The sequence below is a fragment of the Allobosea sp. GW821-FHT10B12 genome (assembly GCF_059415545.1).
The window spans coordinates 387411-401048 of the sequence record NZ_JBWKNL010000005.1; the positions used below are offsets into that span (position 1 = coordinate 387411).

General features: G+C 67.4%; 12 protein-coding genes. 7 read left to right on the plus strand and 5 right to left on the minus strand.

Annotated elements, in window-relative coordinates; translation table 11 throughout:
- Positions 1-7: 7 nt before the first annotated feature.
- Genes AC07O0_RS19500 through AC07O0_RS19530 form a run of 7 tightly spaced genes read left to right on the plus strand, consistent with a single transcriptional unit; the run spans position 8 to position 8203 of the window.
- On the plus strand, positions 8-1771 hold the full coding sequence (locus AC07O0_RS19500; protein WP_494625334.1) for a xanthine dehydrogenase family protein molybdopterin-binding subunit: 1764 nt from the start codon (positions 8-10) through the stop codon (positions 1769-1771).
- 1 nt (position 1772) lies between these two features.
- The gene (locus AC07O0_RS19505) at positions 1773-2816 is read left to right on the plus strand and encodes a xanthine dehydrogenase family protein molybdopterin-binding subunit (RefSeq protein ID WP_494625335.1); all 1044 of its coding nucleotides are present in this window, start codon (positions 1773-1775) and stop codon (positions 2814-2816) included.
- Positions 2817-2820: 4 nt separating this feature from the next.
- The gene (locus AC07O0_RS19510) at positions 2821-3705 is read left to right on the plus strand and encodes an AAA family ATPase (RefSeq protein WP_494625336.1); all 885 of its coding nucleotides are present in this window, start codon (positions 2821-2823) and stop codon (positions 3703-3705) included.
- On the plus strand, positions 3702-4817 hold the full coding sequence (locus tag AC07O0_RS19515; RefSeq protein WP_494625338.1) for a vWA domain-containing protein: 1116 nt from the start codon (positions 3702-3704) through the stop codon (positions 4815-4817). The genes AC07O0_RS19510 and AC07O0_RS19515 overlap by 4 nt, the downstream gene beginning before the upstream one ends.
- Positions 4814-5695: an amidohydrolase family protein gene (locus AC07O0_RS19520; protein WP_494625339.1), complete on the plus strand. Its 882-nt coding sequence runs from the start codon at positions 4814-4816 to the stop codon at positions 5693-5695. The genes AC07O0_RS19515 and AC07O0_RS19520 overlap by 4 nt, the downstream gene beginning before the upstream one ends.
- Positions 5696-5713: 18 nt before the next feature.
- Positions 5714-6562, plus strand: coding sequence for an N-acyl homoserine lactonase family protein (locus tag AC07O0_RS19525; protein ID WP_494625340.1), 849 nt, complete (start codon positions 5714-5716; stop codon positions 6560-6562).
- 12 nt (positions 6563-6574) lie between these two features.
- Complete coding sequence (locus tag AC07O0_RS19530) at positions 6575-8203, plus strand: isochorismatase family protein (RefSeq protein WP_494625341.1); 1629 nt, start codon at positions 6575-6577, stop codon at positions 8201-8203.
- 23 nt (positions 8204-8226) lie between these two features.
- Here AC07O0_RS19530 and AC07O0_RS19535 read toward each other — a convergent pair whose 3' ends face one another.
- The 5 genes from AC07O0_RS19535 to AC07O0_RS19555 form a co-directional block, all read right to left on the minus strand.
- Positions 8227-8409, minus strand: coding sequence for a hypothetical protein (locus AC07O0_RS19535; protein ID WP_494625342.1), 183 nt, complete (start codon positions 8407-8409; stop codon positions 8227-8229).
- A gap of 122 nt (positions 8410-8531) precedes the next feature.
- Positions 8532-8972 (minus strand): Ros/MucR family transcriptional regulator, encoded by a 441-nt coding sequence (locus AC07O0_RS19540; RefSeq protein ID WP_494625343.1) that lies wholly within the window; start codon positions 8970-8972, stop codon positions 8532-8534.
- 148 nt (positions 8973-9120) lie between these two features.
- Complete coding sequence (locus tag AC07O0_RS19545; protein WP_494625344.1) at positions 9121-10440, minus strand: HlyD family type I secretion periplasmic adaptor subunit; 1320 nt, start codon at positions 10438-10440, stop codon at positions 9121-9123.
- Positions 10437-12179 (minus strand): type I secretion system permease/ATPase, encoded by a 1743-nt coding sequence (locus AC07O0_RS19550; protein WP_494625345.1) that lies wholly within the window; start codon positions 12177-12179, stop codon positions 10437-10439. The genes AC07O0_RS19545 and AC07O0_RS19550 overlap by 4 nt, the downstream gene beginning before the upstream one ends.
- 75 nt (positions 12180-12254) lie before the next feature.
- Positions 12255-13638 (minus strand): calcium-binding protein (locus tag AC07O0_RS19555; protein ID WP_494625346.1); only part of this gene is annotated, 1384 nt, incomplete at its 5' end.

Sequence of the window (13638 nt, forward strand, 5' to 3'; positions counted from 1 at the left end):
GGTCGCCATGGCAACGATGGAGATGCGCAAAGACCTCTTCGCCGACGAGCGCGACGACAATCTCAACGTTGTCGGCAAGGGCGTGCAGCGCCAGGACATGCCCGGCCATGTCACGGCGCGCACCCGCTTCTTCGACGACCATGCCTTCGATGGCATGCTGCATCTCAAGGTGGTGCGCAGCCCACATCACCATGCCCGCATCCGCGCGATCGATACCTCCGCGGCCGAGCGCGCGCCCGGCGTCAAGCGCGTGCTGCGCGGCGCCGATGTGCCCGTGAACAAGAACACGCTGCTCAGCCTGATCAATTTCGGCAAGGACGACGAGCCGTCGCTGGCGGTGAACAAGGTCGCTTACAAGGGCGAGCCGGTCGTCGCCATCCTCGCCGACAGCGAGGCGCAGGCGCAGGCGGCCTGCAAGCTGGTGCGGATCGACTATGATCCGCTGCCGGCGGTGTTCGATGTCGAGGAGACGCTGAAGCCCGGCGCGCCGGTGGTCAACGAGACGTATCCCGGCAACTACTTCGAGTATCACGAGCGCTTCGACCATCAGAAGCTGCGCTTCGGCGATGTCGAGCGCGGCTTCGCCGGCGCCGACATCGTGATGGAACATCGCTACCAGATGTCGCCGATCGAGCATGCGCCGACCGAGACCAACGGCTCGATCGCGGCGCCCGAGCAGAACGGCCGCTATCTCGTGCATTCCTGCGCCCAGGGCCTGTTCTTCGCGCTCGGCACGACCGCCAAGATCGTCGACGTCGAGTCGAACCAGCTGCATTTCATCGGCGGCACGGTCGGCGGCGGCTTCGGCGGCAAGGTCGACTCGCTGACCGAGCCGCTCGCCGTGCTCGGCGCCATGCTGACCGGCCGGCCGGTGCGCTTCGTGCTCGATCGCGAGGAGGAGATGCTCTACGGCTCGCCGCGCGGGGCCGAGCGCATCTACATCAAGGACGGGCTGATGCGCGACGGGCGGATCGTCGCCCGCCATATCCGCAGCTATTTCGACGCCGGCGCCTATACGCGCCTGTCGAGCTATGCCGCGATCAAGTGCACGGCGCATGTGCCGGGGCCGTACTGGATCCCCAACGTCGCCTCCGACATCTACGTCTCCTACACCAATCGCTGCCCGTCGACCGCGATGCGCGGCTTCGGCGTCACCGCCGTCGATTTCGCGCTCGAGGTCCAGATGGATCGCCTTGCGGAAGCGGCGAACATGGACCCGATGGAGCTGCGCATCCTCAACGCCTATCGCGATGGGGACATGAAGCCGCATCGGCGCGCCGCCAAGAACACCGCGCTGGTCGAATGCGTGCAGGTCGCGGCCGAGAAGGCGAACTGGCCGCTCTCCGAGCAGGCGAAGCGGGCGTCTTCGCTGATCGGCGGCGGCGCCGGCGAGCGCGCGCAGATCCCGGCGACCCAGCTTGACGCCCGCGGCCAGATCGGCCGACCCGATACACGTGGCGGGCCGGTGACACAGGTGTTGCCGGCCGGCACTAGCCGGATCGCACCGAGCAAGCAGCCGGTGATGGAAGGCACCCGCGACGGGCGCGCCGCGCCGACCCAGGTTCCGCGCTACGAGCCGCAGCGGCCGGCGGCACCGCCTCCGGCCTACCAGCCCGCACCGCCACCTTATCAGCCTGCAGGGTCCTACCCGCCGCCGCCCGCTTATCAACCAGCCAGCCCACCCCCTGCCCCGCCTCCGCCCGCCGCACCGGCGCAGCCGCAGCATGGAGCGGTGCGGTTCTCGTCGGTCTTCGGCACGAGGAGGCGCTGAGATGGCTCGTCACGAAGGCCGCGGCATGGCCTCGGTCAACTACCCGATCGGCATGAACCTGGGTGGCGACCCGAGCCAGGCGCTGATCCATTCCAACCCGGACGGCAAGTTCACCGTCGCGCTCTCGGCGATCGATCTCGGTCAAGGCATGAAGCAGGTCTCGCGCCAGATCGCGGCCGAGACGCTCGGCGTTCCCATCGAGGACGTCTATGTCGACACCGCCGACAGCGACACCGGCCCGCACGACATGGGCTCCTTCGCCTCGCGCGGCACGCACCGCATGGGCAACGCCATCATCGTCGCGGCCCGCGAGGCGCGCGGCGTGCTGCTCGAAGCGGCAGCCGAGGAGCTCGAGGTCAACACCGCCGATCTCGTCACCGACGGGCGCGGCAACATCCATGTCCGTGGCGCGCCCTCGCGCAGCATCACGGTCAAGGCGACGGCGCAGGCGGCGCAGTTCAAGCAGGGCAAGACCATCGCCGGGCGCGGCATCTTCCTGATCCCGCTCTCGGCCGTCGATGCCGAGACTGGCGAGATGAACCCGAACACCGCCTTCGCCCATGCCTGCCTCGTCGCCGATGTCGCCGTCGACGACGAGACCGGCGAGGTCGAGGTGCTCCGGATGACCAGCGCCTATGAGCTCGGCCGCGTCATCAACCCGCGCATGGTCGAGCAGCAACTGGTCGGCGGCGCCTGGATGGGCATCAGCCACGCGCTCTATGAGACGCCGGAGCCCTATTATCCCAACCCCGAGCACGGCCCGCGCGACTTCAACGAATACCTGATGCCCGGGCCGGGCGACATCGCGCCTTATCACGTCACCGTCTTGGAGCGGCCGGCGCCGGACGGGCCGTTCGGCGGCAAGGGCCCGGGCGAAATGTGCGCCAATCCGGTGCTGCCGGCGATCGCCAACGCCGTCTACAACGCCGTCGGCGTCAGGGTCGACGAACTGCCGATCACGCCGGAGAAGATCCTGCGCGGGCTCAAGGCCAATGGCGGCGTCAAGCCCGGCCCCCGGCGCGGCGGCCCGGTGAACTGGCGGTGACCCGATGGCGTTGAGGACAACCGTCGCCGGAATCTCCAGCCCCGAGGACCTCGCCGAGGCCCTGCAGGCGGCGATGTATCTCGCGGATGACGGCATCGCGACGGCCGGCTACCTCTCGCTCGCGCTCGGCAAGCCGCTGCTGCTGGAAGGCGCTCCCGGCGTCGGCAAGACCGAGGCCGCCAAGGCGCTCGCCGGCATTCTCGGGCGCCAGCTCATCCGCCTGCAATGCTTCGAGGGCATCGACGCGGCGGCAGCGCTCTACGAATGGAACTATCCGCGCCAGATGCTCGCCATCCGCCAGGCGAAGGAGGGCGAGCAGCTCGACATCTACCGGGACGACTTCCTGATCGAGCGGCCGATGCTGACGGCGCTGCGGCGCCCGGACCAGGTCGTGCTGCTGATCGACGAGATCGACCGCTCGGACCATGAATTTGAAGCCTTCCTGCTCGAATTCCTCTCGGATTTCTCGATCTCGATCCCCGAGCGCGGCACACTGCGCGCGCCCGAGCGGCCAGTGGTGATCCTGACTTCGAACCGCACCCGCGAATTGCACGAGGCGCTCAGACGCCGCTGCGTCTACCACTACATCGCCTATCCCGAGCCCGAGCGCGAAGCCCAGATCATCATGCTGCGCTCCTCGGCCGTCGCCGAGAGCACGGCGCGCGCCGTCGTCCATGCCGTCGGGCTGCTGCGGCAGGAGCCGCTCGCCAAGCCGCCGGGCGTCGCCGAGGCGGTCGACTGGGCCGAGGCCGCGACCGCGCTGGCGCAGAGCGGTGCCTCCTGGCCGGAGGCCTTCCGTCGCTCGCTCGGCGCCGCGATCAAGGACGAGGAAGACCTCGCTCACTTACGCCCGCGCCTGCCGCTGTTCATTCCGGGGCTGGCGGCATGATCGCGCCCCTGCCCCCTGCCATCAGGCTCTTCGTCGCCTTCCCGGCGCTGCTGCGCGAGCATGGCATCGCGGCGGTGCCCGAGCAGACGACCAGCTTTTTGATGGCGGTCGAATTGCTCGGCCCGCGGAGCGTCGAGCACATCCGCAAGGCCGCCATCGCGACGCTTGCGCCCCATCCCGAACAGCGCGAGCGCTTCGACGCGTTGTTCGACATGCATTTCCTCGGTGGTGCCCTTGCCGAGCCCGGCGACGACGATTTCGCGCCGGACGAGGACATTTCGGTCCAGGAGGACACCGGCTCGCGCGAAGTGCTGATCGGCGAGGAGGCCAACGAGACCGGCCAGGCTGCGACCGGCGCGGAAGCCCTCTCGATCCGCCAGCTCAAAACCCTCGACGACAGCGAGACCTTGCGCCGCTTCGGCCGGGCATTGCCGGCCGCGCTGCCACGCCGCCGCGGCTATCGCCATCACTCCGCGCGCCGCGGACCGACTGTCGATCTCGCCCGCAGCCTCAAGGATGCGATCCGCCACGACGGCGAGGTGATGAGCCTGAAGCGGCTCCGGCGCGTGACGCGGCCCCGGCCGATCCTGCTGCTGATCGACGTCTCCGGCTCGATGAAGCAGCGCAGCGACGCCAATCTCGCTCTGGCGCATACCATCGTCCACGCGACCCGGCAGGTCGAGGTCTTCACCTTCGGCACGCGCCTCACCCGCGTGACGCGGGCGCTCCGGCGCAAGCGCCGCGAGCAGGCGCTCGCCGAGGCTTCCGGACTCGTCGCCGACTGGGATGGTGGCACCCGCATCGGCGACGCGCTGCAGGCCTTCCTCGCCGTGCCCCGTTTCGCGTCCTATGCCCGCGGCGCCGTCGTCATCGTGCTCTCGGACGGTCTCGAACGCGGCGATCCATCCGCGCTCGTCACAGCGGTCGCAAGGCTGGCGCAGCGCGCCCATCGCATCGACTGGCTGACGCCACTCGCGGCCGATCCCGGCTACCGGCCCGAAACCGAAGCGCTCCGGCTGATCGCGCCTCGCCTCGCCAGCCTCTCGGACGGCGGCAGCACGGCGCGGATCTGCCGGCACATCCTGTCACTCGGAGGCTCGCTGGCGGCATGACCGGTCTCGTCGATTCCCATTTCCACATCTGGCGGCAAGCCGACCTGCCCTGGCTGCTCGGCCCGATGCAGCCGCGCATCTTCGGCCCCTACGAGCCGATCCGGCGCGACTATCCGATTGAGGAATATCTTGGCGATTGCCGGCCCGAGGGCGTGACCGAAGCCGTCTATGTCCAGGCCAACTGGGCACCCGCGCGCTATCTCGACGAGGTCGAATACGTCTCGCGCGCCTCCGACGAATCCGGCTTCCCGATCGCCATCGTCGCCTATGCGAACATGCTGGCGGAAGATGTCCGCCCGCAGCTCGATCAGCTCGCCCGCAATGCCCGGGTGCGTGGCGTGCGCATGCAATTGCACTGGCACGAGAACACGCTCTATCGCTTCGCCAGCGGGCCCGATCTTGCCCGCGATCCCAGGTTGATCGCCAATGTCGGGCGGCTGGCGGAGTACGGCTTCAGTTTCGATCTCCAGGTCTTCGCCGGCCAGATGGCGGGCGCGGCCGAGCTCGCAGCTTCCTGCCCGCAAGTGACCTTCGTGCTCCAGCACGCCGGCATGCTGGAAGATCTCTCGCCGGAGGGCATCGCGGCCTGGCGCGCGGGCATGACACTGCTCGCAGGCCAGCCCAACATCGTCAGCAAGCTTTCCGGCCTCGGCACCTTCCAGCGTCGGAACGATCCGGACCAGATCGCCTTCATCATCGGCGAGACGCTTGCCCTGTTCGGCCCCGGGCGTTGCCTGTTCGGCTCCAATTTCCCGATCGAGAAGCTCTGGACGAGCTACGCCGAGCTGATCGGCGCGCATCGCGCCGCGGTGCCGCAAGCCGCGCAGGCAGCCGTGTTCAACGAGACCGCGAGGCGGGTCTACCGCCTCGGCCAATAATCAAGAGGAGGCATGTCCATGGCGCTCGAAATCAAGATCCTCGACTATGGCGATATCGAGCTGGAATCGAGCTTCCTCGTGCTCGGGCGCGATTGCGGCCGCACCCGCCGCGTGCCGACCTATGGCTTCCTGATCCTCGGCGGACCCTGGCCGGTGGTGGTCGATACCGGCTACCGCCACAACCAGATCATGGAGAGCCTCGGCATGCGCGGCCTCCAGTTCCACGAGAACATGATCGAGAACCAGCTCGCCAGGCACGGCGTGCGGATGGGCGATGTGCGCTATGTCATGCACACCCATCTCCATATCGACCATGCCGGGAAGGACGAGCTCTTCCCGATGAACACCACGGTGCTCGTCAACCGGCGCGAGCTCGAATACTCGGTCTCCGGGCTGATGCACCCGCAATACCCGGCACCCGACATCAAGCACCTGATCGACCGTTTGCACACGCGCGATGCGCTGCGCTTCGAAGACCTTGAACTCTCCGGGATGATCGAGCTCTTCCCCGGCTGCTATCTCGAAGCCGCCGGCGCGCACACCGAAGGCTCGATGAACGTCCATGTCGACACCAATGAGGGCCGCGCCATCATCTGCGGCGACGTGATCTACGACTTCAACGACCAGATCGTCTCGCCCTTCCACGAGCTTCACGCCAACGAGCCGCGCACGACCGGCAATCACGGCGTCTCCAAGCGAGAGGAGAAGGCGGCGATCAAGAAGCTGCTCTCGGCCGGTGCGTTCCTGCTGCCGGTGCACGACAAGCCGGCCAAGATCGCCCATGGCCAGGTCGTCGGCCGCATGGACATGGCGGTGCCCGGGCCGGTCGTGCAGTCGCTGCCGGCGCGCAACTGGTTCGCGGCCTGACGGGGGTCGCCCATGACCACGCATATCGCCGTCCAGCCCGGCTTCGCCGACCTGATCGACCTCTGGGCGCCGGTGCGCCAGCTCGGCACCGGCTTCGAGTTCTGCGAGGGTCCGATCTGGCATCCGCAGGAGCAGCATCTGCTGTTCTCGGACATGCCGGGCGATGTCCGCCGCCGCTGGGACAAGAACGGCGTGCGCGAGGTCAGGCGGCCGGCGAACAAATGCAACGGCATGACCTATGACGCTGCACTGAACCTGATCGTCTGCGAGCATGCGACCTCCTCGCTGGTGCGCGAGCGGCCGGACGGGCAGCGCGAGGTCATCGCTTCTCACTTCGAGGGGATGGAGCTCAACAGCCCCAACGACGTCGTCGTGAAATCGGACGGGTCGATCTATTTCTCCGACCCCTGGTATGGCCGCATGCCGGTCTTTGGCATCGAGCGGCCGCGCCAGCTCGGCTTCCAGGGCGTCTACCGCATTGCCCCGGAAGGCGGCGCACCGCAGCTCCTGGTCGACCGCTATCTCTTCGACCAGCCGAACGGGCTCTGCTTCTGCCCCACGGAAGACCGGCTCTTCGTCAACGACACCGTCCAGCACAATATCCGCGTCTTCGACGTTCTCCCGGACGGCCGGCTCGGCTCCGGCCGCATCTTCGCCTCCGGCATCGTCGGCTCCGAACCCGGCGTCCCCGACGGCATGAAATGCGATGCGCAGGGCAATATCTGGGTCACCGGCCCCGGCGGCGTCTGGGTCTACTCGATCAAGGGCGAGCTGATCGGCAAGCTGCGCGTGCCCGAACTCGTCGGCAACCTCACCTGGGGCGGGCCGGACTGGCGCACCCTCTTCCTCACCGCCAGCCATTCGCTTTATGCGGTCGAGACCAAGGTCGGGCCACGCATCGAACTCTATATGAAGGCAAGCGGTGCCGGCGCCGGGACTTCGAGCCGTGGTCGCGCCACCGCTGAGCGACCCGCAGCAGACGTCAGCCCTGCAGCCACAGTCTCCACCAACGGCACCAAGAAGGCTGCCGCCGGCTACCGGCTCGATCCGTCTCGCTGCGCTCTCATTATCCAGGACATGCAGAACGATGTCGTGATGGAGGGCGGCGCCTTCGCCAGTTCGGGCTCGCCGGAGCACTGCCGCCAGCAGAACGCGGTCGCCAACGGCGCGCGCCTGGCGCAAGCGGCGCGGGCGCGCGGCATTCCGGTGATCCATGTCTGGTTCATCGTCGAGGCCGGCGCGCCCGGCGTGACCATGAACGCGCCGCTGTTCGAAGGCCTGGCCGACGCAAAGGCGCTGGTGCGCGGCACCTGGGGTGCAGCCGCTGTGCCGGGCCTCGAGGCGCAGCGCAGCGACCACATCGTCGAGAAGCAGCGCATGAGCGCCTGGGAGGGCACGCGGCTGGAGACGGTGCTCAGGGCGCTCGGCCGCGACATCGTCATCGTCACCGGCGCCTGGACCAACATGTCGATCGAGCACACCGCCCGCACCGGCGCCGACAAGGGCTATTTCATGGTCGTGCCGGAAGACGCCTGCTCGACCATGAACGCCGAATGGCACACGGCCTCGGTCAATTACGCGCTGCAGAACGTCTGCGTCGTGACGGATGTCGATGCCGTGATTGCCGCTACGGCGGCCTGAAACGACCACTTGCGTCGTCAGGCTCAGCGGAAAGGACTAAGCGCCGGCCGATATAAGCCGTTTACCCTCGAGCCACAGGTGGCGAAATGCACCTTCTGGGCCGCGCCACCGCGCAGGCGCTCCGGCAGAATGATGCGCGGATCGTCGCGTTGAGGTGCGGCCGAGAGCAGCACCAGCTGCGTGTCGGTAAGAGCGGATTGCGTCATGATCGAACCTCTATTCGGTTGGAACGGAGCAGGATCGCTCCGTCACCAGCCGAAGCCCCGAATCGGCGATGCCGATGGGCCGATCCGCACGGCTCACATTGGCAGACAAGTGAAGGCCGGTTTTACCGAGTTTTCTTGCGCTTGCCCGTGGGCGCAGTCTGCACCACCGCTTTTCGTCCTAGTCCCAAGGACTTGGCCAGCTGCGAGCGCGCCTCGGCATAGTTCGGCGCAACCATAGGATAGTCGGCTGGCAAGCCCCATTTGGCGCGGTATTCTTCTGGAGACATGCCATAGGCCGTCCGCAGATGCCGCCTCAGCGATTTGAACGGTTTGCCATCCTCGAGACTGTAGATGGCGTCAGGCGTCACGGACTTCTTGATCGGAACCGCGGGAACGGGCTTTTCTGCCGGCGCAGCTAGCCGCTCTTGGCCCAGGCGGCCCAGCGCCGCGTGGGTCTGTTCGATCAGCCCGATGAGATCAGCCTGCGGAACACGGTTATGACGAACAAAGGCCGCGACAACCATTGCAGACAATTCGAGCAATTCCGTTACATCTTTAGACATTACCGCTCCCGGGCAAGATAAGGCACCTATTTTCTAGGTACACGTTCCCACCTGAAGCAACGGAGATCATAGGTTAATCCGCAACAAATACAGGCTGCTCGCTCGTCATGCGCGAGATCTGCCGATCGACCACTCTCAGTACGCGATATCAGCGCTCCCTGAAGGCTTTGGCGATCTGGTCCTTGAGGGGTTTGACGATGTATTCGAGCGGGGTGCGATCCTCGGTGCGGACGAACACCTCGGCCTGCATGCCGGCGGTGATGCGGTTCTGGCCGAGGCGGGCGATCTCGCTGGCAGGAAGCGAGACGCGGATGGTGTAGAAGATCGCACCCGTCTGCTGGTCGCGGCTGGTGTCGGCGGAGATGCGCGAGACCTGTCCCGAGAGTTCGGGCGTGGTGCGCTGGTTGAAGGCGTGGATCTTGACCCGGGCCTCCCGGCCGAGCGCGATCTGGTCGATATTGGGCGGGTTGATCCGCGCCTCGACCTGCAGGGCGTCCTCCGCCGGCACGATCAGCATGGCCGGTTCGGCCGGGCTGATCACGCCGCCGACCGTGTGCACGGCGAGCTGGTGGACGAAGCCCGAGCTGGGGCTGCGGATCTCGACCCGCTTCATCTGGTCCTCGGCGGCGATGCGGCGCTCGACCAGCTCGGCGCTCTTGCCCTGGATGTCGCGCAGCTCCTTCATCGCCTCCTCGCGCAGGGCGGCGTCGATCTGGATGATCTGCAGCCGCGTCTCGGCGATCTTGCCTTCGGCCTGGGCCAAACCGGCGATGAGTTGGCCTCTCTGGCCTTCGAGGCTGGCAGCCTCGCGCTCCAGCGCGGTCCGGCGGTTGAGTGCGACAAGGTTCCTGGCATAGAGCCAGCGGATGGCTTTGAGCTCCTCCTCGATCAGCACAGCCTGATTGTCGCGCGCCTTCTGCTGAGCCTTCAGGCCAGTGATCTCGTCACCGAGTTGGGCGATTCGCGCGGAGAGCTGCGCTTTCTGGCCATCGCGGGCAGCACGCCTGGCTTCGAACAGGCTCTGCTCGGCGCCAACCAGCTCGGCGATCTCCGGTTCGTGCCGACGGGCGATGAATTCGGCGGCGAAGGCGATCGCGCTCTTGCCCGAGCGCTCGGCCTCGACCCGGCCGCGCCGGGCGGAGAGCTCGTCGAGCTGCTTCACCACGACCTGGAGGTTGGCGCGGGTGACGGTGTCGTCGAGGCGGATCACCACCTGATCCTGTTCGACCCGCTCGCCCTCGCGCACCTTGAGCTCGCCGACGATGCCGCCGGTCGCGTGCTGGACCTTCTTGACGTTGCCGTCGACGACGAACTGGCCGCTGGCAATGACCGCACCGGACAGGGTCGTCGCCACTGCCCAGACCCCGATGGTCCCCGCAAACAGGGCAAGGCCGACGCAGCCGGCAAGCGCGAGCCCCCGCAGCGAGCGCCCGAAGCCCTGCGGTTCCTGAGAGGCCGCCTCGCTCATGACGCCACCGCCGGCTGGCGCTGCGCCATTGGCATCCTGCCTTGCTTCAGCACCTTCTGCAGGATCTCCTCCTTCGGGCCGAAGGCCTGGATACGGCCCTCCGCCATGATCGCGACCTGGTCGACGCCGGCGATCGCGGTCTGCCGGTGGGTCACGATAATGACGATGCCGCCGCGCTCGCGGACCCCGCGGATCGCCCGGGTCAGCGCCTCGTCGCCATCATGGTCGAGATTGGAGTTGGGCTCGTCGAGCACAATGAGGAAGGGCTCGCCATAGAGCGCCCGCGCCAGGCCGATGCGCTGGCGCTGGCCGCCCGACAGGGTCGAGCCACCTTCGCCGATGCGCGTGTCGTAGCCCTGCTCGAGCCGCAGGATCAGCTCATGCGCTCCGGCCGCCTGCGCAGCCGCGACGATCGCCTCGTCCTTTACATCCTCATCAAAGCGGGCGATGTTCTGCGCCACCGTGCCCTCGAACAGCTCGATGTCTTGCGGCAGATAGCCGATATGGCGACCGAGCTCGCCCGGTTCCCATTGACCGAGCGCGGCGCCGTCGAGCCGGACCTCGCCCTTGAGCGGGCGCCAGACGCCGACCAGTGCCCGGACCAGCGTCGACTTGCCCGACGCGCTCGGCCCGATGATACCGAGGCCCTGGCCGGCCTTGAGCGCGAGCGAGGCGCCCTGCAGGATCGGCGTCTGCCTGCCGGGGGCGGCCACGATCAGCCCGTCTGCGGTTAGCTCATGGCGCGGCGCCGGCAGGCCGGTGCGTTCGGCATCCGCAAAGACGGCTGAGTCCAGCACCTGGCGCAGTCGCTTCAGGCCCTGGCGCGCAGAGACGAAGCCCTTCCAATGGGCGACGGCGATCTCGATCGGCGCCAGTGCCCGCGAGGCCATGATCGAGGCGGCGATCATCGCCCCGCCCGAGATCTCGCCTAGCATGGCAAGATAGGCGCCCAGGCCCAGCACCGCCGATTGCAGCACCATGCGGAAGACTTTGGCGAAGGCGCCGATGCCGCTGGTGGCATCCGAGCCGGCGAGCCAGTCGCGGACATGGCGCAGGTTGAGCTCGCGCCATTTGCGCTGGAAGGCGGGCGCCATGCCCATCGCGGTCAGCGCCTCGGCATTGCGCCGGCTGGCCTCGACGATCGCCTGCCGGGCCGAGCCGCTTGCGAACTGCGCCTTGGTCGCCTCGCGGCTTCTGAGCTCGGCCAGGACTGTCAGGAGGACGATGACGAGGCCCCCGGCGAGGACCAGCCAGCCGAGCCAGGGATGCAAGGCGAAGGCGCCGACGAGGAACAGCGGCAGCCAGGGCATGTCGAGCAGCGCGGTCGGGCCGAGCGAGGCCAGGAAGCCCCGGACCTGGTCGAGATCGCGGATCGGCTGCAGCGCCTGTTCGGCGCGGAAACCGAGCAGGGGCAGTTTCTGGGCCGCGGCGAAGGCGGCGGGCGAGACCTGCTCGTCGAAGCGCGCGCCGATGCGGGCGAGCAGCCTGACACGGATGCCGTCGAGGAAACCTTGCAGCACATAGGCGGTAAGCAGCAGCAGCGACAGGCCGATCAGCGTCTGGATGCTGCGCGAGCTCAGCACCCGGTCGAAGACTTGCAGCATGTAGAGCGAGCCGGACAGCATCAACAGGTTGACGATGCCGGAGAAGATGCCGACGACCGCAAACGAGCCGCGGCACGAGGCCAGCGCCGACGAGACGATCTGGGCCTGGCCGGAAGGCGAAACGGGACGGCTCAACGCAGGAACTCACGCATGCGGAAGATGAAGTCAGGCTAGCGGGATTCAAGCCCGCTAGCCATGGGTTGATCGGCCTCAGACGAACTGGAAATCGTCGACATGGAGGTTGGTCTTGGTGACGTTCTTCAAGGTGATCGTGTTGTTGGCGTCGTAGGTGATGACCGTATCCGCACCGACTTGTGTCGCCGCCGCCAGCACCGCGCTGAGATCGGCGAACACCGCATCGTCGATCTGGATCACGTCGGCCGTGCCGGAGCCGGCGACGAAGTCCGTGATCGTGTCCTTGCCGAAGCCCGAGGCGAACACGAAGACATCGCTTTCGGTCCCACCGGTCAGCGTGTCGTTGCCCGCTCCGCCAACCAATGTATCGGAACCTGCATTACCAATGAGGGTGTCGCTGCCGGTTCCGCCGGTGATGACGTTGTTCTCGGCATTGCCGCCGCCGGTGAAGTTGCCGGGGCCGGTATAGGTCAGGTTCTCGACATTGGCCGAGAGGTTGTAACTGGTAACGCTGGTGCGGATCTCATCTGTGCCTTGGCCGGCGGTTTCCACGACCGTGGCAGCATAGTCATTGAGGATGTAGAGGTCATTGCCCGCCCCACCAGCGAACTGGGTCACGCCGCTTGTAGAAGCTCCGACTGCGCTGGTCGTAAACGTATCGGCGAAGGCGGTGCCGACGACGATCTCGAACTCGCTGAGGACGTCGCCCTGGGCGTCGCCGCCGCTATGGACCCCGCTGACGAAGTTCAGGTTCACCGCGCTGGCATTGCCGGCATAGCTGATCGTGTCGATGTTGGCGCCGCCGCTCAGCGTGTCGGCCCCGGCTCCGCCCTGGATCAGGTCGTCACCCGCCCCGCCGCGCAGGATGTTCGCTCCCGCATCGCCGATCAGCGTGTCGTTGGCGCTGGAGCCCTCGATGATCTCGATGTCGTTGAACACGTCGCCTTGGGCGAAGCCGGTATGGACGCCCGTCGCCAGGTTGACGCCGACCGGCACGCCGCTGTCGCCATAGGAGACGATGTCGGTGCCGCTGCCGCCGTTGAGGATGTCGGCCCCGGCGCCGCCATAGAGCGTGTCGTTGCCGTCGCCGCCATTGAGCGTGTCGTTGCCGGCCTCGCCGCGCAGCATGTCGCTGCCTTCGCCGCCGGTGATGATGTTGTCGAGGCCATTGCCGTAACCGGCGAAGTTGCCGCTGCCGATATAGGTCAGGATCTCGACATTGGCTTCGAGCGTGCGGCTGCCGGAGCTGGTGCGGACCTCGTCCGTGCCCCCGCCGGCAAGCTCGACCGCGGCGGCGAAGGAGGCGTCGTTGAGGATGTAGAGGTCGTCGCCGGCCCCGCCGGTGAAGGTGGTGACGCCGATACCGGCATTGGTCCGGAAGGTATCGGCGAAGGCGGTGCCGACGACGATCTCGAACTCGCTGAGGACGTCGCCCTGGGCGTCGCCGCCGCTATGGACC